Below are 20,973 nucleotides of genomic sequence, written 5' to 3' on the forward strand. Positions count from 1 at the left end.
GACGCGATGGGATCGCAGCGCAAGGTCAGGGTCAGGACAGGCAGGCGCGCCAAGGCGAAGCGGCGCGGGCTTGCGGCCCTTGTCGCGCACCGCGCCTTTGCGCCGCTGCTGGGCCTGTGGGGCGCGGGGCTGGGCGGCCTTGCGGTCATGGTCCTTCCCCCGGCGCTGATCGAGGGGCTCACCCGCGGCACGGTGATCGCCACCTACGACCTGCCGCTCCAGGCAGTGATCGCAGGGGCGCTTGCCGCCGTGCTGGGCGTGGCGCTGTTCCTCCCCGCCGCCGCCCGCTCGGCCGCCGCGCGCGCACGGATCGTCACCGCCTCGCCCCGCGACGCCGCGGTGCGCCGGGTGCGCCCGATCGACCCGGCGCGCGATCTCGGGACGAAGAGCCTCGACGATCCGATCGAGACCATGCCCTTCGCGACCCCCGCGTGGCGCGATGCCGATCTGGTCGAACCCGAGCCCGCGCCCGAGCCGTACGAGGACGCACCCCCGGCGCTCGACCTTGCCGCATTCGCCGAGCTGCCCGATCATGACCCGGTGTGGGTCGAGGAGGCGTCGCCGTCACCCGAGCCCGCCGCCGCCGCGCCGCAACCCGCCCGGCAGTCCGAAGCCGCCGCGCCCGAGCCGCGCCGGACGGTCGCGCCGCTGCGGCCGCCCGCACCGGGCACCGCCGCGCTCGCCCGCCTGCGCGCGACCCCGGTGAGTGAGCTCAGCATGGCGCAAATGGTCGAGCGCTTCGCCGGGGCGCTCCACGAACACCGCGCCGCCGCCCCGACGCGCGGCCTCGATGCGGGCGAACTCGCCGCGCGCGAGGCGGCGCTGGCCGAGGCCTTGAAGGCCCTCGCGGTGCTGACCGGCGCGGGCGCGCCGCCACCGGTCGGGGATGCCGAGGAACCGCTGCGTGCCGCGCTCAGCCGGCTCCACCCGCGGCAGGGCGGCGCCCGCGCGCATTGAAGTCACGCGCAAAAGCTGCAACTCACCCGAGCTGCGGTGCATCACGCGCAATCTATCAAAAGTTTGAATAGGTCTGCGAGAAATAATACTTCGCGTCTGACCCTTGCCAAACCCGCATCCTGTCGGCATGGAGGGCCCGAAAGCGGGCAAGAGCGGACCTCCGAGGGAGATTCCATCGCGCCCGAGTGACCTGCCTCCAGGCGTGTTCTTCCGGCATGAGCGATCATGCTCGGGGTTCGCGCCTTTCGGCATCTGACAGATCGGACTGACGCATGGGTTACCCCGCCTCCCAGGGTCTCTACGACCCCGCCAACGAACACGATGCCTGCGGCGTCGGCATGGTTGCGCATATCCGGGGCGAGAAAAGCCATGCGATCATCGCGCAGGCGCTCGAGATCCTCGAGAAGCTCGACCACCGCGGTGCCGTCGGCGCCGATCCGCTGCTCGGCGACGGGGCGGGGATTCTCATCCAGATTCCCGATCCGCTGATTCGCCGCTGGGCGGAAGGCGAGGGCCACGATCTCCCGCAGCCGGGCGACTATGCCGTGGGCATGTGCTTCCTGCCGCAGGACGAGCGCGCGCGCGACTTCGTCAAGGAGCGGATGGAGGCCTTCACCGCCAAGGAGGGCCAGCGCTTCATCGGCTGGCGCGAGGTCCCGACCACGCCGACCGGGCTCGGCGCGGCGGTGATCGCCTCGATGCCGGTGATCGAGATGGCGGTGATCGGCCGCGGGGCGAACTGCGCCGACCAGGACGCCTTTGAGCGCAAGCTGCTGACGATCCGCAAGCAGGTCCAGAACCCGCTCGCGCAACTCGCCGAAAAGCACGGTCTTCCGCAGGTCAACGAGACCTACATCCCGAGCTTCTCGACCCGCACCCTTGTCTACAAGGGCCTGCTGCTGGCGACCCAGGTCGGGAGCTTCTACGATGACCTGCGCGATCCCGCCTGCGTCTCGGCGCTGGGGCTCGTCCACCAGCGCTTCTCGACCAACACCTTCCCAAGCTGGCGCCTCGCCCACCCGTTCCGTTTCATCGCCCACAATGGCGAGATCAACACGGTGCGCGGCAACGTCAACTGGATGAACGCCCGCCGCCGCACGATGGAAAGCGAGCTGCTCGGGCCCGACCTCGACAAGATGTGGCCGATCATCCCGCACGGGCAATCGGACACGGCCTGCCTCGACAATGCTCTCGAGCTGCTGGTCGCGGGGGGGTACAGCCTCGCCCACGCGATGATGATGCTGATCCCGGAAGCCTGGGCCGGCAACCCGTTGATGACGCCCGAGCGGCGCGCCTTCTACGAATATCACGCCGCGCTGATGGAGCCGTGGGACGGCCCTGCCTCGGTGTGCTTCACCGACGGCCGCCAGATCGGCGCGACACTCGACCGCAATGGGCTGCGTCCGGCGCGCTTCTGCGTCACCAAGGACGACATCGTCTGCCTCGCCTCGGAGAGCGGCGTGCTGCCGTTCCGCGAAGAGGACATCGTGCGCAAGTGGCGCTTGCAGCCGGGCAAGATGCTGCTGATCGACCTCGAGCAGGGCCGCATCATTGAGGATGACGAGCTCAAGGCCGATCTCGCGAACGCGCATCCTTACGCCGAGTGGCTGCATCAGGCGCAGTACAAGCTCGCCGACATCACCGAGGTGGTGCCGGAGATCGAGGCGATCGAGCCCGAGGAAGGCACGCTGCTCCAGCGCCAGCAGGCCTTCGGCTACACGCAGGAGGACATCACCCGCTTCCTCGAGCCGATGGCTTTGGACGCCGACGATCCGATCGGCTCGATGGGCACCGACACGCCGATCGCGGTGCTTTCGGACCGGGCGCGGCTGCTCTACGATTACTTCAAGCAGAACTTCGCGCAGGTGACGAACCCGCCGATCGACCCGATCCGCGAGGAGCTCGTCATGAGCCTCACCAGCATGATCGGCCCACGCCCGAACCTGCTCGGGCGCGACGCGGGGACGCACAAGCGGCTCGAGGTCGACCAGCCGATCCTCACCAATGCCGATCTCGCGAAGATCCGCTCGGTCGAGGAGGCGCTCGACGGGGCGTTCCGCTGTGCCACCATCGACATCACGTGGGATGCCAAGAGCGGGGCCGAAGGCCTTGAAATGGCGCTGAAGGAAATGTGCTGGGCCGCCACGGAAGCGGTGCTCCAGGACCACAACATCCTCGTCCTCTCCGACCGCGGGCAGTCCGAGGAGCGCGTGCCCATGCCCGCGCTGCTCGCGACCGCGGCGGTGCATCACCACCTCGTCCGCCAAGGCCTCAGGATGCAGACCGGCCTCGTCGTCGAGACCGGCGAGGCGCGCGAGGTGCATCACTTCTGCGTGCTTGCAGGCTACGGCGCGGAGGCGATCAACCCCTATCTCGCTTTCGAGACCATCGAGGCGCTGCGCGCCAAGCGCCATCCCGATCTGCCCGCCACCAAGGTGCAGCAGAACTTCATCAAGGGCGTGGGCAAGGGCATCCGCAAGGTCATGTCCAAGATGGGCATCTCGACCTACCAGTCCTATTGCGGCGCGCAGATCTTCGACGCGGTCGGGCTGTCCAGCGCCTTCGTCGAGAAGTACTTCACCGGCACCGCCACCACCATCGAGGGCATCGGCCTTGCCGAGGTCGCCGAAGAAGCGTTGCGCCGCCATGGACAGGCCTATGGCGACAACCCGCTCTATGACGGGATGCTCGATGTCGGCGGGATCTACCAGTACCGCCTGCGCGGAGAGGAGCACGCCTGGACCCCTCAGAACGTGGCGGCGCTCCAGCACGCGGTGCGCGGCAATGATCCCAAGAACTACGAGGAATTCGCGAAGTCGATCAACGAGCAGTCCGAGCGGCTGCTGACGATCCGCGGCCTCCTCGAGTTCAGGAAGGCCGACAAGCCGATCCCGCTCTCCGAAGTGGAGCCTGCGAGCGAGATCGTGAAGCGCTTCTCGACCGGCGCGATGAGCTTGGGCTCGATCAGCCACGAGGCGCACTCGACGATGGCGATCGCGATGAACCGCATCGGCGGGCGCTCGAACACGGGCGAGGGCGGGGAGGAGCCGTTCCGCTTCAAGCCGCTGGCGAACGGCGATTCGATGCGCAGCCGCATCAAGCAGGTCGCGAGCGGCCGCTTCGGCGTCACCACCGAATATCTCGTCAATTCCGACGACATCCAGATCAAGATGGCGCAGGGCGCGAAGCCCGGCGAGGGCGGCCAGTTGCCCGGGCACAAGGTCGACAAGCGCATCGGCGCGGTGCGGCACTCGACCCCGGGCGTGGGCCTCATCAGCCCGCCGCCGCACCACGACATCTACTCGATCGAGGATCTCGCGCAGCTCATCCACGACCTCAAGAACGTGAACCCGGCCGCGCGCATCTCGGTCAAGCTGGTGTCCGAGGTCGGGGTCGGCACGGTCGCGGCGGGCGTCTCCAAGGCGCGCGCGGACCATGTGACGATCGCGGGCTATGACGGGGGCACGGGCGCCTCGCCGCTGACCTCGCTGACGCACGCGGGCTCGCCGTGGGAGATCGGGCTGGCCGAGACCCAGCAGACGCTGCTGCTCAACGATCTTCGCAGCCGCATCGCGGTGCAGGTCGACGGGGGGCTCAGGACGGGCCGCGATGTCGCCATCGGCGCCCTGCTGGGCGCGGACGAGTTCGGCTTCGCCACCGCTCCGCTGATCGCGGCGGGGTGCATCATGATGAGGAAGTGCCACCTCAACACCTGCCCCGTCGGCGTCGCCACGCAGGACCCGGTGCTGCGCGCGCGCTTCACCGGCCAGCCCGAGCACGTGGTCAACTACATGTTCTTCGTCGCCGAGGAGCTCCGCCAGATCATGGCCGAGATGGGCATCCGTACCGTCGCCGAGATGGTCGGGCGGGTGGACCTGCTCGACACGCGCCGGATGGAGCGCCACTGGAAGGCGCGCGGCATCGACCTCTCGCGCATCCTCCACCAGGTGCCGCTCAAGGCGGGCGCGGCGCTGCGGCACGTCGCCGAGCAGGACCACGGCCTTGGCGGCGCGCTCGACAACCGGCTGATCGCCGATTGCCGCACGGCGATCGAGACGAAGCAGCCGGTGCAGCTCGCCTACGAGGTGCGCAACGTCAACCGCACGGTCGGCGCGATGCTGTCGGGCGAGATTGCCAAGGCCCACGGGCACGAGGGCCTGCCGACCGACACGGTGCGGATCAACCTCACCGGGGTTGCCGGGCAGAGCTTCGGCGCGTGGCTCGCGCACGGGGTGACGCTCGACCTCGTCGGCGATGCCAACGACTATGTCGGCAAGGGCCTCTCGGGCGGCCGGATCATCGTCCGCCAGCCTGCCGAGGCCCCGCGCGCGGCGCAGGAGAACATCATCGTCGGCAACACCGTGCTCTACGGCGCGATCGCGGGCGAGGCCTATTTCAACGGCGTCGCGGGCGAGCGTTTCGCGGTGCGGAACTCGGGCGCGATCGCGGTGGTCGAGGGCACCGGGGACCACGGCTGCGAATACATGACCGGCGGTGTGGTCGTCGTGCTCGGGCGCACCGGGCGCAACTTCGCGGCCGGGATGAGCGGCGGGGTCGCCTATGTCTACGACCCCGAGGGGCGCTTCCAGGACCTCGTCAACCCGGCGCAGGTCGACCTGCTGCCGATTGCGGGCGAGCCGGATGCGGACGAGGGGACGGGCCGCCCGTCGCAGCGGCCGCGCTCGGTGCACGATTTCGGCATGGGCGACATGCTGCGCCACGATGCCGAGCGCCTGCGCATCCTCGTCGAGCGGCACCAGCTCCACACCGGCAGCAAGCGTGCCGGCGAGTTGCTGGCGGACTGGGACGCGGCGCTGGGCAAGTTCGTCAAGGTGATGCCGCGCGACTATGCGGCGGCGCTGAAGAAGCTCGAAGCGGAACGCCACGAGGCGGAGAGCGTCGCGGCGGAGTAGATTGATATTGTCTCGTCATTGCGAGCTGAAGGCGAAGCAATCCATGGACCGAAGGCACGGACACCGAGCAACGATCATGGATTGCCGCGTCGCCTGCGGCTCCTCGCAATGACGAAGTGAAACGAGGTAACGACACGTGGGCAAGGAAACCGGATTTCTCGAGCTGGACCGCCGCGAGCGGGACTATCTCGATCCCAAGGAGCGCCTGAAGAACTACCGCGAGTTCGTCGTCCAGCCGGACGATGCGACGCTGACGGGGCAGGCCTCGCGCTGCATGAACTGCGGCATCCCCTACTGCCACAACGGCTGTCCGGTGAACAACATGATCCCGGACTGGAACCACCTCGTCTACGAGGCGGACTGGAAGCGCGCGCTCGAAAACCTCCACTCGACCAACAACTTCCCCGAGTTCACCGGCCGCATCTGCCCCGCGCCCTGCGAGGCGGCGTGCACGCTCAACATCATCGACCAGCCGGTGACCATCAAGTCGATCGAATGCGCGATCGTCGACCGCGGGTGGAAGGAAGGCTGGATCACGCCGCAGGTCCCCGCGAGGAAGACCGGCAAGTCGGTGGCGATCGTCGGCTCGGGCCCCGCGGGCCTTGCCGCCGCGCAGCAGCTGGCGCGCGCCGGGCACTCGGTGACGGTGTTCGAGAAGGCCGACCGCGTCGGTGGGCTCCTTCGCTACGGCATCCCCGACTTCAAGATGGAGAAGCACCTCATCAACCGCCGCTGCGTGCAGATGGAGGCCGAGGGGGTGACGTTCAAAACCTCGAAGGAGGTCGGCGTCGACATCTCCTTCAAGTCCCTGCAGGAGAACTTCGACGCGGTGGTGCTCGCGGGCGGGGCGGAGGATGCGCGGGCGCTGGCGATCCCCGGCGCCGAGATGCCCGGCGTGCGGCTCGCGATGGAATTCCTCACCCAGCAGAACAAGCGCGTCGCGGGCGATGACGAGCTGCGCGCCGCCCCGCGCGGCAGCCTCGTCGCCACCGGCAAGCACGTCGTCGTCCTCGGCGGCGGCGACACCGGCAGCGACTGCGTGGGCACCTCGAACCGGCAGGGCGCATTGAGCGTCACCCAGCTCGAGATCATGCCCAAGCCCCCCGAGAAGGAAGACAAGGCGCTGACCTGGCCCGACTGGCCGATGAAGCTGCGCACCTCGTCCTCGCACCAGGAAGGCGCGATCCGCGACTGGGCGGTGCTGGCGAAGCGCGTGCTCGGCGACGGCGAGACCGTCACCGGCCTCGAATGCGTGCGCGTCGAGTGGCAGGACCGTCAGATGCGCGAGATCGAAGGCAGCGAGTTCGTCATAAAGGCGGACCTCATCCTCCTCGCGATGGGCTTCGTCGGGCCGCGCAAGGCGGGGCTGCTCGAACAGGCGGGCGTGGAGCTCGACGCGCGCGGCAATGTCGCCGCGGACACCAGCGGCTATGCGACCAGCGTCCCGGGCGTGTTCGCCTGCGGCGACATGCGGCGCGGGCAGAGCCTCGTCGTCTGGGCGATCCGCGAGGGCCGCCAGGCCGCGCGCGCGGTCGACGAGGCGCTGATGGGGGCCTCCGAACTCCCGCGCTGATCTACCGGATCGCGCCGTCGCGATTGACAGCGCGTGCCGGGCTCGCTGAGCAAGGCATCAGGAGGAGGAGCGGGATGAGCGGCACCGGGTTCTCGCGACGCGGCGCGGTGGGTGCCCTCGCCGCCGGCGGGGCGGCGCTGGCGCTCGCCGGCGCGCTGCGCGGGATCGAGGCCGATGCCGCGGTGATCCGCTTCACCGGCTTTGCCCCTCACCAGCTTCACGCGCGCGCGATCGGGGTCGCCTCCTACCGTCTCACGTTCCTCGGTGCGCCGCGGGGCCTTGCGGGCAAGGCGATGCGCGACCTCGTCGAGGAGGCCCATGCCGACCTCGTCCGCCGGCTCGCGGCAGCGGGCCGACCGCCGCTCGAGCGGGCAGAGCTGGCGCGCGCGCTGCGCCGGGGCGGGACGCGCCTCGTCCCCGGCAATCGCGCCGCCGGGACGCAAGGGTCGGGACGGCGATGGGTGAGCCTGGGCGCTGCTGCTGCCCCGCTGCTGCGCGACATGGAGACCCCGCAGCTGCACCCCACCAATCCCTTCGCGAACCTCGCTGGCGCGGCGCGGTCGCTCGATGCCCTGCTGATCGCGCCCCAGCCGCTGTTCGCCTTCGCCTCCTTGTGCCGCGGCGTCACGCTCGCCGACAGCACGCGGGTGGCCCTGCTGACCCCCTTCGACGCCGGACGCTCGGCGGTCGGCGGGATGATGGCGATCGAGGATGCCTGGAGGGTGCCCGACAATGTCCCGCTCGCCGCCGCCTGCGCCGCCTTCAACGCCGCGCTGGTCGCCGAGCTGGCGAGCGCGCGCTAGTCGGGAAAACCGACGAAGCGCGCCGCCTCGTCGACGCTACGGCGCAGCGAGACGACGGCGTTGGCGGGGAAGTCGGGGTCGGGCCAGCCCATCGCCACGGCCTTCATGATGACTTGTGTCTCAGGGATGCCCGCGTGCTCGCGCACCACCGGCGACTGCATGATGCCTTGCGAGTTGATGACGCAGCCGAGCCCCTTCGACCACGCCGCGTTGACCAGCGCGGTCGTCACCGCGCCGCAATCGAAGGCGGTGTCGTCGGAGCCCGTGAGTTCGCGGTCGTAGGTGACGATCACGCAGACCGGCGCATCGAACTGGCGAAAGCCGCGCAGCACCCAGTCCTGCCGAGCGGCGGCGTCGTCGCGGGCGATGCCCATCGCGCCGAAGAGCTGCTTGGCGACCTCGACCTGCCGCTCGCGGTGAACCCCGGCGAAAGCCTCGCCGCGGCGGAACTCGCGGCTGTCGGGGACGCCGGCGAGGATGTTTTCGGTGTTGCCGCGGCGGATGCGGTCGAGGGGCTCGCCGGTGATGACGTGGAAGTGCCAGGGCTGGGTGTTCATCGACGAGGGAGAGCGCATTGCCATGGCGAGGATCTCCTCGATCAGCGCGCGGGGCACGGGTTTCTGGAGGTAACCCCGGATGCTCCGCCGCCCGAGCACCACCTCGGCATAGGTCTGGTCAGGCGTGCCGCCCATTGCTCTCTCCCGAATCTCTTCCGGGGAGAGTGCTAGCGCACCCCAGGCGGGGCTCAAAGGACGCTACGGCAGCGCGGGTCAGGCCGCCTCGGCGAGCCCCAGTTCCAGCCGGTCCCAGATTTCGACCAGCGCCGCGGTGAGCTCGTCCATCATCGCGTCGGTATGCTGCGGGCCCGGGGTGAAGCGCAGGCGCTCGGTGCCGCGGGGGACGGTGGGGAAGTTGATCGGCTGCACGTAGACGCCGTATTCGGCGAGGAGGATGTCGCTGATCTTCTTCGCACGCACCGGGTCGCCGACCATCAGGGGGACGATGTGGGTGACGCTGTCCATCACCGGCAGCCCCGCCTCGGCGAACTTCAGCTTGAGCATCGCGGCGGCGCGCTGCTGGGCATTGCGCTCCACGGAGCTCTCCTTGAGGTGCCGAACCGAGGCGAGCACGCCCGCGACCAGCACCGGCGAGAGCGAGGTCGTGAAGATGAACCCCGGCGCGTAGGAGCGGATGCAGTCCACCACCTTGGCCGAAGCGGCGATGTAGCCGCCCATGACCCCGAAGGCCTTGCCCAGCGTGCCTTCGATGATGTCGATGCGGTGCGCCGCGCCGTCGCGCTCCGAGATCCCGCCGCCGCGCGCGCCGTACATGCCGACCGCGTGGACCTCGTCGATATAGGTGAGCGCGTTGTACTTCTCGGCGAGGTCGCAGATCGCGTGGATCGGGGCGACGTCGCCGTCCATCGAATAGACAGACTCGAAGGCGATCAGCTTGGGCGTGTCGACGGGAACGCTCGCCAGCAGCTCCTCGAGGTGCGCGACGTCATTGTGGCGCCACACCTTCTTCTCGCAGCCCGAATTGCGGATGCCGGCGATCATGCTGGCGTGGTTCAATTCGTCGGAGAAGATCACGCAGCCCGGCAGCAGCTTGGCGAGGGTCGAGAGGGTCGCGTCGTTCGAGACGTAGCCGCTCGTGAACAGCAGCGCGGCATCCTTGCCGTGAAGATCGGCGAGTTCGGCCTCGAGCTCGACATGGAGGTGCGTGTTGCCGCCGATGTTGCGCGTGCCGCCCGAGCCTGCGCCGACGTCGTGTAGCGCGGCCTCCATCGCGCCGATCACCTTGTCGTGCTGGCCCATGCATAGGTAGTCGTTCGAGCACCACACCGTGATCGGCTTGGGGCCGTTGTGCCCGTGGAAGCAGCGCGCGTTGGGGTAGGCGCCCTTGTTGCGCATGATGTCGATGAAGACGCGGTAGCGGCCTTCCTCGTGCAGACGGTCGATCGCGGAATCGAAGATCTGGTCGTAGTTCACTCAGCCCTCGCTGATCTCGCGTCGCCCCCATGTGCGCGGGGGTCGGCGCGGCACTTCGCGGTGTTCCCGTTGTCCGGCCTCAACGCGCACGAGGGCGGATGGTTTCGGCGGATATTTAAGGGGGCGCCGAGAGATTTGCCACAGCGATCTTTGCGAGCGGCTCGCAGAGCGCGCGCGCGGATCAGAAGGTCTCGGCCGCCCCGAAGCCGCGTGCGGCGAGGGCCCCCTCGAGCCCCGTGGCGGCCGATAGCGGCCCGGTGACGACGAAGCGGTTGGGGCGGGGCGCGGCGAAGTCCTGCCCCTCGAGCAGGTGGACGATCCGCCGTGCGATGCCTTGCGCCCCGTCGACTTGTGCCACCTCGGCCCCGAAGGCGGCGCGCAGCTCGTCGGCGAGCAGCGGGAAGTGGGTGCAGGCGAGCACCAGCGTGTCGATCCGCTCGCCCTCGGCCAGCCGCGCGAGGCGGTCATGCACCTCGGCGATCAGCGCCGGATCGAAGGGCTGGCCGCGCAACTTCGCCTCCGCCGCGCCGACAAGGCCGGGAGCGGCGACCCTGAGCAGGCGCTTGCCGGCCGCGAACTGCTCCTCGAGGTCGTCGACATATTTCTGCCGGATCGTCGCCTCGGTGCCGACGAGGCCTATCGTGCCGGTCCGCGTCAGCGCCGCGGCGGGCTTGATCGCGGGGACGGTGCCGACCACCGGGATCTCCAGAACGTCGCGCACCATGCCCAGCGCGATCGTCGAGGCGGTGTTGCAGGCGATGCAGGCGAGCCGCGGCTGCCAGCGTTCGGCCATCCGCCCGAGCAGCCCTGCCACCCGCGCGGCGATCTGCGCCTCGGTCTTGCTTCCGTAGGGCAGCCCCGCAAGGTCGGCGGCGTAGATCACCGGGGCCTCGGGCAGCACTTCGCGCAGGGCGTCGTAGACCGTGAGCCCGCCGACGCCGGAATCGAACAGCAGGATGGGGGCATCGGCGTTCATGCGAACAACTTCCGTTCGCCCTGAGCTTGTCGAAGGGCTGTCTTTCTCTACTCTGGTTGCGCTAGTAGAAGTGCAGTGCTTCGACAAGCTCAGCACGAACGGAGGGTTGCTTTGGATTCGGTGTTCGCCGCCTTGCTGGGCTTTGCCCTGGGCTCGATCCCCTTCGGCCTGATCCTCACCCGCGCGGCGGGGCTGGGGGATGTGCGCAAGATCGGCTCGGGCTCGATCGGGGCGACCAACGTGCTGCGCACCGGCAACAAGGGCCTCGCGGCGGCAACCGTGCTGCTCGATGCGGCGAAGGCCGTGATCCCGGTGCTGGTCGCCAAGGCGTTCTGGCCCGGCACCGAAGGGGTCGCCGCGGTCGCCGCAGTGGCGGGGCACTGCTTCACCCCGTGGCTCGCCTTCAAGGGCGGCAAGGGCTTTGCGAGCGCCGCGGGCGCGCTGGGCGCGCTGGCCTGGCCGGCGATGCTCGCTTGCGCGGCGATCTGGGGCATCACTTTGTTCCTCAGCCGCATTTCCTCGGTCTCCTCGCTGGTGAGCGTCGTCGCCGCGCCGCTGGTCGCCTGGGGGCTCGGCTACCCCGAGGTGATCGCCCCGCTTCTCGCCATCGCCGCGATCGTCATCGTCCAGCACCGCGCCAATATCGGGCGGCTGATGCGGGGGGAGGAGCCGCGGGTCGGTTCCTCGGGCAAGGCATGACAGGGACGCGCCGCTGATGGAGGGCACGGGGTCGCAGCCGACGCTCTCGCAAGCAGAGGCCTTCGCGCGCATCCGCCTGCTGCGCTCGCCCAATATCGGTCCCATCAGCTTCCGCCAGCTGCTCGCCCGCTTCGGCAGTGCGGGAGCAGCGCTCGATGCGCTCCCCGACCTCGCCGCGCGCGGGCGGAGCCCCTACCGCCCCGCGAGGCCCGAGAGCATCGAGCGCGAGGCCGCCGCCGTCCGCAAGGCCGGGGCGCGCTACCTGTTCCACGACCAGCCCGATTACCCCGCGCTCCTCGCCGAGACGCCGAGCGCCCCGCCGATCCTCACCTGCCGCGGCCGCCTGCCGCTCGCCAGCGAGCCCTGCGTCGCGCTCGTCGGCGCACGCAATGCCAGCGCGGCGGCGGTCAAGCTCGCGCGCGACTTCGCCGCCGCGCTCGCCGAGGCGGGGTTCACCGTCGTCTCCGGCCTCGCGCGGGGCATCGACGGCGCGGCGCACGAGGGGGCCATGCCGCAGACCATCGGCGTGATCGCCAGCGGCATGGACATCGCCTACCCGCCGCAGCACGCCGAACTCCAGGAGCGGATCGCGACCGAGGGCCTGCTGATCGCCGAACAGCCCCCCGGCACCGAGCCGCGCGGGCGGCATTTCCCCTCGAGGAACCGCATCATCGCCGGGCTCGCGAGCGGCACTCTCGTCGTCGAGGCCGCGCCGCAATCGGGCAGCCTCATCACCGCGCGGCTCGCGGGCGAGGCGGGGCGCGAGGTGATGGCGATCCCCGGCTCCCCGCTCGATCCGCGCGCGGCGGGGTGCAACCAGCTGATCCGCGAGGGCGCGGTGCTGGTGCAGAGCCCCGAGGAAGTGATCGAACTGCTCCAGAGCTTCACCGGCGAGGCCCGCTCGCGCTTCCGCGTCGCGGAGGGCCTCGCGAACTTCGACAATGCCGAACTCGCGAAGCTCGACTGGGGCGAGGCGCGCGCCGACCTCTCGCACGACATCGCGAGCCTGCTCACCAACGCGCCGGTCGCGATCGACGAGCTGATCCGCCAGTCGGGCGCGGCGGCTGCCGAGGTGCACATGGCGCTGCTCGAGATCGAGCTTGCGGGCGAGCTGGTGCGCGAGGCCGACGGGACCGTCAGGCGCGCCTAGGCCCTACTGCTTCGGCACGATCACCCCGCAGGCGAGCCGCCCGCCGCTCGAGGCCATTGTCCGGTAGTCGTCGGTCGCGGCGTGGATCATCATCGCCGAGCCGTCCGCGTCGGAGAGCGTGTAGGGGAGCTTGTCGCTCACCGGCCCGGCGATGGTCAGCTGCGGCACGAAGAACTCGGCCTCAGCGGTGCCGTCGGCGGCGACCTCGAGATTGGGGAGGTCGCCCGCATGATAGCCGCCCGGCGCGTGGAAGCCGTGCTCGCTGCCGGCCGGGTTGAAGTGCCCGCCGGCCGCGTTGAAGTCGGGCGTGCAGGCGCCGACCGCGTGGATGTGGAGCCCGTGCTTGCCGGGCGAGAGGTCCCTGACCTTGACGCTCACCACCACCCCGTGCTCGGTCTGGACGAAGGTGATGGTGCCGACCTCCTTGCCCTCGGCGGTCTTCATCGCGGCGACGACCGGGCCAGGCTCGGCGACGGCGTCATCGGCGGCGAGCGGCGGGGTGAGCGCGCAGGCGGCGAGCGCGGCGCCCGTGAGGCACGCGGCGCGGGCGGAGCGGAAGGCGGCGGGCAGGCGGGTCATCGCGGCAGGGTTCCTTTCGTGCAGTCCCCACGAAACCGCGGGAGACCGGGCTTTGTTCCATGTCCGGGCGGGCCGGGGGGCAGGGCGAACCTGCCCCCCGGCGGCCGCGCGGGCTTTCGAAACACCGCTATCCCGAACGCACGTCCCGCGCCAGCGGGTCAGCCGTGCTTCGGCATGCAAACCACCTGTTCGACGGCGAGCTCGCTCGCCGCGCGGTACTTGGCGACGAACTCGGCCCAGCCGGCGTCCTGCTTGTCGCGCGGCACGCTGTCGCCGCTCGCGAAGGACATGATCTGGTCGGGCGCGACGCTCGGGGCGCCGTCCTTCCACACCAGCACCGGGGCCTGGGTGAGGACGAGCTTGTAGCCCTTGGCCTTGTACCACGCCTTGTGCGCCGCGACGGCCTCCTCGTACTGGGCCATCGTCGCGCCCGGCTTGATCTTCGAGAGCCGCACGCGGGTGACATCGCCCTTGGGGCAGACGGCGGCGATCTGCGCCTGGGTCTGCGCGGTCGCACCATAGGACACGCCAAGTGCCGGGACCGCGAGCGCGGCGAGCGTTGCGAGAGTGAGCTTCTTCATTGTTCCATTCCCCCCTTGCCGGACCCGCGAGCCGGGCCCCGTGCGATCCATCGCATCCCACTGTTGCAGAACCGCGGCGGGGCGGCAAGCAGTCGGCGGTTGACTTCCGGCGCCGCCGCTTGCCACCCTCGCGCGTACACACACGTAAGGACCGCCTCTCCAAAGCCCATGCAGCTCGTCATCGTCGAATCCCCCGCCAAGGCCAAAACCATCGAGAAGTATCTGGGCAAGGACTACAAGGTCCTCGCCTCCTACGGCCATGTCCGCGACCTGCCGCCGAAGGACGGGAGCGTCGACCCGGATGCGGGTTTCGCGATGGAGTGGGAGCTCTACCGCGACAAGCAGAGCCGCTTCAAGGAGATCGCCGACGCGGCGAAGAAGGCCGACCGCCTCGTGCTCGCCACCGACCCCGACCGCGAGGGCGAGGCGATCAGCTGGCACGTGCAGGAGCTGCTGGCGAAGAGGAAGGCGCTGCCCAAGGCGGTCGACCGGGTGACCTTCAACGCGATCACCAAGACCGCCGTGACCGAGGCGATGGCGCGCCCGCGCGAATTGGATCAGCCGCTGATCGACGCCTACCTCGCGCGTCGCGCCTTGGACTACCTGTTCGGCTTCACCCTCTCGCCGGTGCTGTGGAGGAAGCTCCCCGGCGCCAAGAGCGCGGGCCGCGTGCAGTCCGTGGCGCTGCGCCTCATCGTCGAGCGCGAGCGCGAGATCGAGGCGTTCCGGGCGGAGGAATACTGGAGTGTCGTCGCGCGGATGCAGCACGACGGGACCGAGTTCGACGCGCGGCTCGTCAAGTTCAAGGGCGTGAAGCTCGAGCGCCTCAGCCTCGGCAATGCGGGAATCGCGATGGAGGCGAAGGCGGCGGTCGAGGCGGGGCGCTTCACCGTCGAGGGTGTCGAGACCAAGCCGGTCAAGCGCAACCCCGCGCCGCCCTTCACGACGTCGACGCTTCAGCAGGAGGCCGCAAGAAAGCTGGGCTTTTCCGCGCAGCACACGATGCGCCTCGCCCAGAGCCTCTACGAGGCGGGCGCGATCACCTATATGCGGACCGACGGCGTGCAGATGGACCCGGGCGCGATTCACGCGCTGCGCGATGCGATCGCCGCGCGCTACGACAGCGCCTACCTGCCGGAAAAGCCGCGCTTCTACAGCACCAAGGCGAAGAATGCGCAGGAGGCCCACGAGGCGATCCGGCCCACCGACTTCACCCGCGAGCGCGCCGGGAGCGCGGACGAGGCGCGGCTCTACGACCTCATCTTCAAGCGCGCGATGGCGAGCCAGATGGCGACCGCGCAGCTCGAGCGCACCACCGTCACCCTGCGCGATGCGACCGGGAGCCATGAGCTGCGCGCCACCGGCCAGGTGGTGAAGTTCCCGGGCTTCCTCGCGGTCTATCAGGAAGGCCTCGACGATTCCGAGGACGAGGACGGCGGGCTCCTCCCGCAGATGAAGGCGGGCGACCAGCCAGCCAAGCGCTCCGTCGAGGCGACCCAGCACTTCACCCAGCCGCCGCCGCGCTTCTCGGAGGCCTCGCTGGTCAAGCGGCTCGAGGAGCTCGGCATCGGCCGCCCCTCCACCTATGCCTCGACCATCCAGACCCTGCGCGACCGCGCCTATGTGCGGATGGAGAAGAACCGCTTCTTCGCCGAGGAATCGGGGCGGCTGCTGACCGCCTTCCTCGAACGCTTCTTCCCGACCTATGTCGCCTACGACTTCACCGCCGGGATGGAGGACGAGCTCGACGTCGTCTCCGACGGGCGCGAGGACTACAAGGCGCTGCTGGCGCGCTTCTGGCGCGACTTCAAGCCCAAGGCCGACGAGGTGATGGAGAAGATGCCCTCGGAAGTGACCGAGGCGCTCGACGACTACCTCTCGGACTTCCTCTTCCCGCCGCGCGAGGACGGCAGCGACCCGCGCGCCTGCCCGCTCTGTGCCGCTGAGGGCCGCTCCGGGGGCAGGCTCTCGCTGAGGGGCGGGCGCTTCGGGGCCTTCGTCGCGTGCAACAACTATCCGGAGTGCAAATACACCCGCCGCTTCGCCCAGCCGGGGGGCGAAGGCGAGGGCGGCGCCGAGGACGGCGTGATCGGCCAGCATCCCGAGACCGGCGAGGACATCCACCGCAAGACCGGCCGCTTCGGCCCCTATGTCCAGATGGGCGAGGGCAAGGAGGCGAAGCGCGCCTCGATTCCGAAGGACCTCGACGACTTCGACCTCGACTGGGCGGTGAAGCTTCTTGACCTCCCCCGGATCGTCGGCGCGCATCCCGATACCGGGCTCGAGATCGAGGCGAATATCGGGCGTTACGGGCCCTATCTCAGGCATGACGGCAAGTACGGGAAGCTCGCAAGCACCCGCGAGGTCTTCGAGGTGGGCATGAACCGCGCGGTCGCGATCCTTGCCGAGGCGGCGAACCGGGGCGGCGGGGCGCGCGGGAAGTCGGAGCCGATCGCCACCCTCGGCGCGCACCCGGTCAGCGGGGGCGAGATCAAGGTCATGCCGGGCCGCTTCGGGCCCTATGTCACCGACGGCACCACCAACGCCACGATCCCGCGCGACGCGAAGCCGGAGGAGGTGACCCTCGAAGCCGCCATCGCGCTCATCGACGCGCGCGCGGCCAAGGGCCCGGCCAAGGGCAAGGCCAAGAAGAAGGCCGCGCCCAAGAAGGCCGCTGCCAAGAAGGCGCCTGCCAAGAAGAAGGCTCCGGCCAAGGCCAAGGCATCCGCTGCGACGAAGTGAGGCCGGGGCGGCCCGAAACGCCGCTCCCGCCCGCCGCCGCGTTGACCAAACATAAAGCATTTGCCCCCTATCGTCGCAGCCCGGAACAAGGGCTTGCCGTCGTGATAGAAATCGAAGTCCAGAACGAGACCCACCAGACCCAGACCCGCATCCGCTTCGCCGCGGTGCCGCGCATCGGCGAAGGCCTGCGCCTGCGCGAGCCCGACGGGATGTGGGCGAGCTACGACGTCCTCGACGTGTGGTATCAGAAGGCCGAGTTCGGCGACGTGTGGATGCCCTACCTCCACGTGCGCGTGACCCCCGGCGAGGTGATCGGCGCCCCCGAGGCGGCCGATCCCTATGCCGACGACTTCGCCGCCGAGGCCTACCGCCAGAGCTACGCCGCGATGGGAGGGCGCTGAGATGCAGAACCTCATCAAGCGCCACACCGGGCCGCACCGCCGCGCGGGCGCGGGCGCGAACGACGGCAAGACCCTCGCGCAGAAGCTCGCCGAGAACGAGAAGCTGCTCGCCGCCGAGGCCGAGGCCGCGCGCGCCGCGACCTCGGGCGCGCCGCCGAAGCCCGCCTCTGCCGACGCCTCGGCCGAGCCCGACGACACCGCCGCGATCGTCGCCGCCGCCAAGGCGATGCGCGACCGCTATGCCGGGCACGAGGCGCCCGCCGCTGCCGCCAAGACCTGCCTGATCGTCGACGACAGCCGGGTGATCCGCAAGGTCGCCGCCAAGATCGCGACCAGCCTCGGCTACCAGCCGGTCGAGGCGCAGGACGGCCACGAGGCGCTCGCCCGCTGCAAGCAGGCGATGCCCGACCTCGTCCTCACCGACTGGAACATGCCCGAGATGGACGGCATCGAGTTCGTCAGCAAGCTGCGCGCGATCCCCACGCCGCGCGAGCCGGTGGTGGTGTTCTGCACCTCGAACGGCGAGGCCAGGGACATCCACGACGGCATCGCCGCGGGCGCCGACGACTACATCGTCAAGCCCTTCGACGAGGCCGCGCTGCGCGCCAAGCTCGAAAAGCTCGGGCGCGCGTAAGCCGTCCCACACCCGTCAGAACAGCACCGTCACGTTGAACGAGACGTAGCGCGTCCAGCGCCCCGGCGGCGCATTGGGCGCCTCGCGCAGGAACCGCCCCTTGGCGAGCAGCACCGCGTCCGCCTCGAGCCGCAGCTTGGGCGTCACCGCGTAGCGCAGCCGCGTGTCGAGCTGGTGCCCCGCGAAGCTCCCCGAACGCCCGGTCGCGTCGCGCACGCCCGTCGAGGAGAAGGCATCCTCGCGCGCGGCAAGCCAGAAGGACCGCGCGCTCACCATCAGGTCGCTCTTCGCGCTCGGCACCGCCTCGAGCCGCACGCCGGGGCTGATGAAGTTCGAGCGCAGGATCGCGTTGTAGAGCGCGCCGGGCGCAAGGTCCGCGCGGCGCATCCCTAAGATCGGGTCGAAGCGGCCATAGCCCCCGCCCGGCCGGTCGCCGGTCGCGTGGTCATATTCGAGCGCGAGACGCGGCTTCCAACCGCCGGCGAAGGTGTAGCCGACGTCGCCGTGGACGAACCACGCGCGCACGTCCTGCGTCGCGGCGTTAGCGGCGAGGCTCGTGGAGATCGTGCCGCGCTGGACGATCCCCTCGAGCTCGAAGTCCCACGCGTCCGGCTTGGGGTCGCGGATCAGCCGCGCCGAGAGCGTGTCGAGCGAGCGGTCGCGGGTCGGGCGGCCCGGCGCATCGCGCTCGCCGAAGTGGAGGAAGCCGACCTCCGCCATCGCGCCCGCCAGCGTGTTGGCGCGCGTCACCAGCCCGCCCCACAGCACCACGTCGAAGCTCTCGCGGTCGAGCGCGACGCCGTTGTCGAGCAGCCCGTCGCGATCATCGGGCAGGCGCTGCTGCGGCAGGACGTAGACGAGCGTCGCCTTCCATCCCCCCGGCGCCGCGAGGTCGGCGCGCAGGCCTGTCGAGCTGTTGGTGGTGTTGCGGTAGTCGTCCGCCGCCACCAGCCGCCGCGAGCCGAGCGCGAGGAGGAAGCGCCCCGCCTGCAAGTCGAGCTTGGTGCCCTTGCCCAAGGCGCCCGGCAGCGACACCCCGAGAAAAGCCTGCGCGGGCTCGAGGGTGTTGACCTCGCCCGTCGAGATCGGCGTGCCGCGATTGCCGCCGTAGGCGCGGCTGTCCCACAGCTCGGCGACGACGTGGACTTGCGGATCGATGTGGTAGTCGGCGGTGAGAATGGTGCGGAAGGAGACGACCTCGTCGCTGCTGTTGAACCCCGCGCGCGCCTGCCCGTCGATCACCTCGAGCCGCGAGCGCACCTGCCCGGAGAGCTCGAGCGCCTCGTCCTTGGGCGGCCGCGGCGGCGGGTCCTCGGCATGGGCGGGCGCGGCGGCGTGAAGCGCGGCCCCCAGCACAAGCGCGGCGCGGCCGCAGGACGACAGGCGTTCAAGAATCCCGGAATGCACGTCCAATTCACCTCGCACAAAACGGGGCCGCACAACGCGGCCCGACGAGGCAACACTTGAGCGCTTGGACGCGCTTGAACGGGAGGCTGCTCGACCCCGTGCGCCCGGCAATAGCGCGGCGGCGGCGAGGGTCAAGCGGGATGCGGGGGGTGGTGGATCGGGATATACGCGCAAACCATCGTCGCCCCGTGCTTGACACGGGGCTTGGCTTTCTTTTCGGCGGCCTTCGCGCGATACCCGTCCGATGGAGAAGGGCGGCTGGCTCTACATCATGGCGAACCGCTATCGCGGCGGCACCTATGTCGGCGTCACCGCCGATGCGATCCGCCGCGTCCACCAGCACCGCGAAGGCGTAGGCTCGCGGCACGTGCGCGATTTCGGCAAGCGGCGGCTCGTTTATGTCGAGCACCACGCGACCATCGAAGCCGCGATCGCCCGCGAGAAGCTCGTGAAGAAATGGCGCCGCGAATGGAAGTTCGCGCTGATCGAGGCGGGCAATCCCGATTGGGAGGATCTGTGGGATCGGTGGTTCGCTGCCGATCCGCCGCAGAAGTAGCCAAGCCCCGTGTCAAGCACGGGGCGACGTGGAAGTTTCACCCACGGCGCCCCGTACCCCATCACCGCACCCAGTCCAGCCCGATCTCTTCAAAAATCTCCCGGTCCTCGGCCCAGTTCTCCGAGACCTTCACGTGGAGGAACAGGTGGACCTTCACCCCCAGTACCTCGGCGAGTTCCTTCCTCGCCGCCTCGCCGATCGCCTTGATCCGCGCGCCGCCCTTGCCGAGCACGATCGCGCGCTGGTTGTCGCGGGTGACGACGATCTGCTGGTGGATCTCGACCGAGCCGTCGGGGCGCACCTCGTATTTCTCGGGGCGCACCGCGCTGTCGTAGGGGAGCTCCTCGTGGAGCTGCTGGTAGAGCTGCTCGCGGGTGATCTCGGCGGCGAGCAGGCGTTCGGAGGCGTCGGAGACCTGGTCCTCGGGATACATCCACGGCCCCTCGGGCATGGCGCGGGCGAGGGTCTCCTTCATCTCGGGCACGCCCTCGCCGGTGAGGGCGGAGACGAAGAACACCTCCTCGAAGGCGACCTTGCCGGTGAGTTCCTGGGCGAGGGCGAGGAGCGGCTCCTTCTTGGCGCGGTCGACCTTGTTGAGGACGAGGATCTTGCGCTCGGGGCGGGTGGCGAGCGTTTCCAGCAACGGCTCCAGCTCGTGGCGGCGCTGCTTGATGGGGTCGACGAGGAGGAGGACGGCATCGGCGCTCTCGGCGCCCTCCCAGGCGGCGTTGACCATCGCGCGGTCGAGCCGACGGCGCGGGGCGAAGATGCCGGGGGTGTCGACGAGGATCATCTGCACGGGGGCGCCGTCGGCGAGGTCGTGCAGCGCGATGCCGAGCATCCGTGCGCGGGTGGTCTGGGCCTTGGCGCTGGTGATCGCGACCTTCTGGCCGACGAGCTGGTTGACGAGGGTCGACTTGCCGGCATTGGGCGCGCCGAGCACCGCGACGACGCCGCAGCGGGTTGATGGAGTGGTGGTTTCGGTCATCAGCTTCCAATATCCGTTCGCCC

17 protein-coding genes are annotated in these 20,973 nt (G+C 70.0%); 10 read left to right on the forward strand and 7 right to left on the reverse strand.

Features of this window, described 5'->3' with window-relative positions; all coding sequences use genetic code 11:
• The first annotated feature begins 6 nt into the window (after nucleotides 1-6).
• The 4 genes from ACLBKU_RS16790 (at nucleotide 7) to ACLBKU_RS16805 (ending at nucleotide 8,246) form a co-directional block, all read left to right on the forward strand.
• Nucleotides 7-957: a hypothetical protein gene (locus ACLBKU_RS16790; protein ID WP_410180716.1), complete on the forward strand. Its 951-nt coding sequence runs from the start codon at nucleotides 7-9 to the stop codon at nucleotides 955-957.
• A gap of 272 nt (nucleotides 958-1,229) precedes the next feature.
• Nucleotides 1,230-5,870: a glutamate synthase large subunit gene (gltB, locus tag ACLBKU_RS16795; RefSeq protein WP_410180717.1), complete on the forward strand. Its 4,641-nt coding sequence runs from the start codon at nucleotides 1,230-1,232 to the stop codon at nucleotides 5,868-5,870.
• A 136-nt stretch (nucleotides 5,871-6,006) separates the two neighbouring features.
• Nucleotides 6,007-7,443, forward strand: a complete 1,437-nt coding sequence (locus ACLBKU_RS16800; protein WP_410180718.1) for a glutamate synthase subunit beta — start codon at nucleotides 6,007-6,009, stop codon at nucleotides 7,441-7,443.
• 74 nt (nucleotides 7,444-7,517) lie between these two features.
• The gene (locus tag ACLBKU_RS16805; protein WP_410180719.1) at nucleotides 7,518-8,246 is read left to right on the forward strand and encodes a hypothetical protein; all 729 of its coding nucleotides are present in this window, start codon (nucleotides 7,518-7,520) and stop codon (nucleotides 8,244-8,246) included.
• Here the strand turns inward: ACLBKU_RS16805 and ACLBKU_RS16810 are convergent.
• The 3 genes from ACLBKU_RS16810 to murI form a co-directional block, all read right to left on the reverse strand.
• Nucleotides 8,243-8,938, reverse strand: coding sequence for a nitroreductase (locus tag ACLBKU_RS16810; protein WP_410180720.1), 696 nt, complete (start codon nucleotides 8,936-8,938; stop codon nucleotides 8,243-8,245). The two genes, ACLBKU_RS16805 and ACLBKU_RS16810, sit on opposite strands and share 4 nt — an antisense overlap.
• A 78-nt stretch (nucleotides 8,939-9,016) precedes the next feature.
• Complete coding sequence (gene hemA, locus ACLBKU_RS16815) at nucleotides 9,017-10,237, reverse strand: 5-aminolevulinate synthase (RefSeq protein WP_410180721.1); 1,221 nt, start codon at nucleotides 10,235-10,237, stop codon at nucleotides 9,017-9,019.
• Nucleotides 10,238-10,418: 181 nt separating this feature from the next.
• Nucleotides 10,419-11,213: a glutamate racemase gene (murI, locus tag ACLBKU_RS16820; protein ID WP_410180722.1), complete on the reverse strand. Its 795-nt coding sequence runs from the start codon at nucleotides 11,211-11,213 to the stop codon at nucleotides 10,419-10,421.
• Nucleotides 11,214-11,324: 111 nt separating this feature from the next.
• Here murI and plsY point away from each other — a divergent pair, with 111 nt between their 5' ends.
• Together plsY and dprA are read left to right on the forward strand one after the other, a co-directional pair.
• Complete coding sequence (gene plsY, locus ACLBKU_RS16825; RefSeq protein ID WP_410180723.1) at nucleotides 11,325-11,912, forward strand: glycerol-3-phosphate 1-O-acyltransferase PlsY; 588 nt, start codon at nucleotides 11,325-11,327, stop codon at nucleotides 11,910-11,912.
• A 16-nt stretch (nucleotides 11,913-11,928) separates the two neighbouring features.
• Nucleotides 11,929-13,062, forward strand: coding sequence for a DNA-processing protein DprA (dprA, locus tag ACLBKU_RS16830; RefSeq protein ID WP_410180724.1), 1,134 nt, complete (start codon nucleotides 11,929-11,931; stop codon nucleotides 13,060-13,062).
• Between the two features lie 3 nt (nucleotides 13,063-13,065).
• Here the strand turns inward: dprA and ACLBKU_RS16835 are convergent, their stop codons facing one another.
• On the reverse strand, nucleotides 13,066-13,641 hold the full coding sequence (locus ACLBKU_RS16835) for a superoxide dismutase family protein (protein WP_410180725.1): 576 nt from the start codon (nucleotides 13,639-13,641) through the stop codon (nucleotides 13,066-13,068).
• 158 nt (nucleotides 13,642-13,799) lie between these two features.
• Entirely contained in the window at nucleotides 13,800-14,222 is a 423-nt protein-coding gene (locus ACLBKU_RS16840) for a hypothetical protein (protein ID WP_410180726.1), read from the reverse strand.
• Between the two features lie 168 nt (nucleotides 14,223-14,390).
• Between ACLBKU_RS16840 and topA the strand changes: the two genes are divergently transcribed.
• The 3 genes from topA (at nucleotide 14,391) to ACLBKU_RS16855 (ending at nucleotide 17,999) form a co-directional block, all read left to right on the forward strand.
• Entirely contained in the window at nucleotides 14,391-16,964 is a 2,574-nt protein-coding gene (topA, locus tag ACLBKU_RS16845; protein WP_410180727.1) for a type I DNA topoisomerase, read from the forward strand.
• A gap of 101 nt (nucleotides 16,965-17,065) precedes the next feature.
• Nucleotides 17,066-17,365: a hypothetical protein gene (locus ACLBKU_RS16850; protein ID WP_410180728.1), complete on the forward strand. Its 300-nt coding sequence runs from the start codon at nucleotides 17,066-17,068 to the stop codon at nucleotides 17,363-17,365.
• A gap of 1 nt (nucleotide 17,366) precedes the next feature.
• Complete coding sequence (locus ACLBKU_RS16855) at nucleotides 17,367-17,999, forward strand: PleD family two-component system response regulator (protein WP_410180729.1); 633 nt, start codon at nucleotides 17,367-17,369, stop codon at nucleotides 17,997-17,999.
• A gap of 15 nt (nucleotides 18,000-18,014) precedes the next feature.
• On the opposite strand, the gene ACLBKU_RS16860 is transcribed toward ACLBKU_RS16855, so the two are convergent.
• Nucleotides 18,015-19,406, reverse strand: a complete 1,392-nt coding sequence (locus tag ACLBKU_RS16860; protein ID WP_410180730.1) for an alginate export family protein — start codon at nucleotides 19,404-19,406, stop codon at nucleotides 18,015-18,017.
• A gap of 244 nt (nucleotides 19,407-19,650) precedes the next feature.
• Here ACLBKU_RS16860 and ACLBKU_RS16865 point away from each other — a divergent pair, with 244 nt between their 5' ends.
• Nucleotides 19,651-19,962, forward strand: coding sequence for a GIY-YIG nuclease family protein (locus ACLBKU_RS16865; protein WP_410180731.1), 312 nt, complete (start codon nucleotides 19,651-19,653; stop codon nucleotides 19,960-19,962).
• Nucleotides 19,963-20,023: 61 nt separating this feature from the next.
• Here the strand turns inward: ACLBKU_RS16865 and era are convergent, their stop codons facing one another.
• Nucleotides 20,024-20,950: a GTPase Era gene (gene era / locus ACLBKU_RS16870; protein ID WP_410180732.1), complete on the reverse strand. Its 927-nt coding sequence runs from the start codon at nucleotides 20,948-20,950 to the stop codon at nucleotides 20,024-20,026.
• Between the last annotated feature and the right edge of the window lie 23 nt (nucleotides 20,951-20,973).

It is taken from the genome of Erythrobacter sp. NE805, assembly GCF_046452355.1.
GTDB lineage: Bacteria > Pseudomonadota > Alphaproteobacteria > Sphingomonadales > Sphingomonadaceae > Erythrobacter.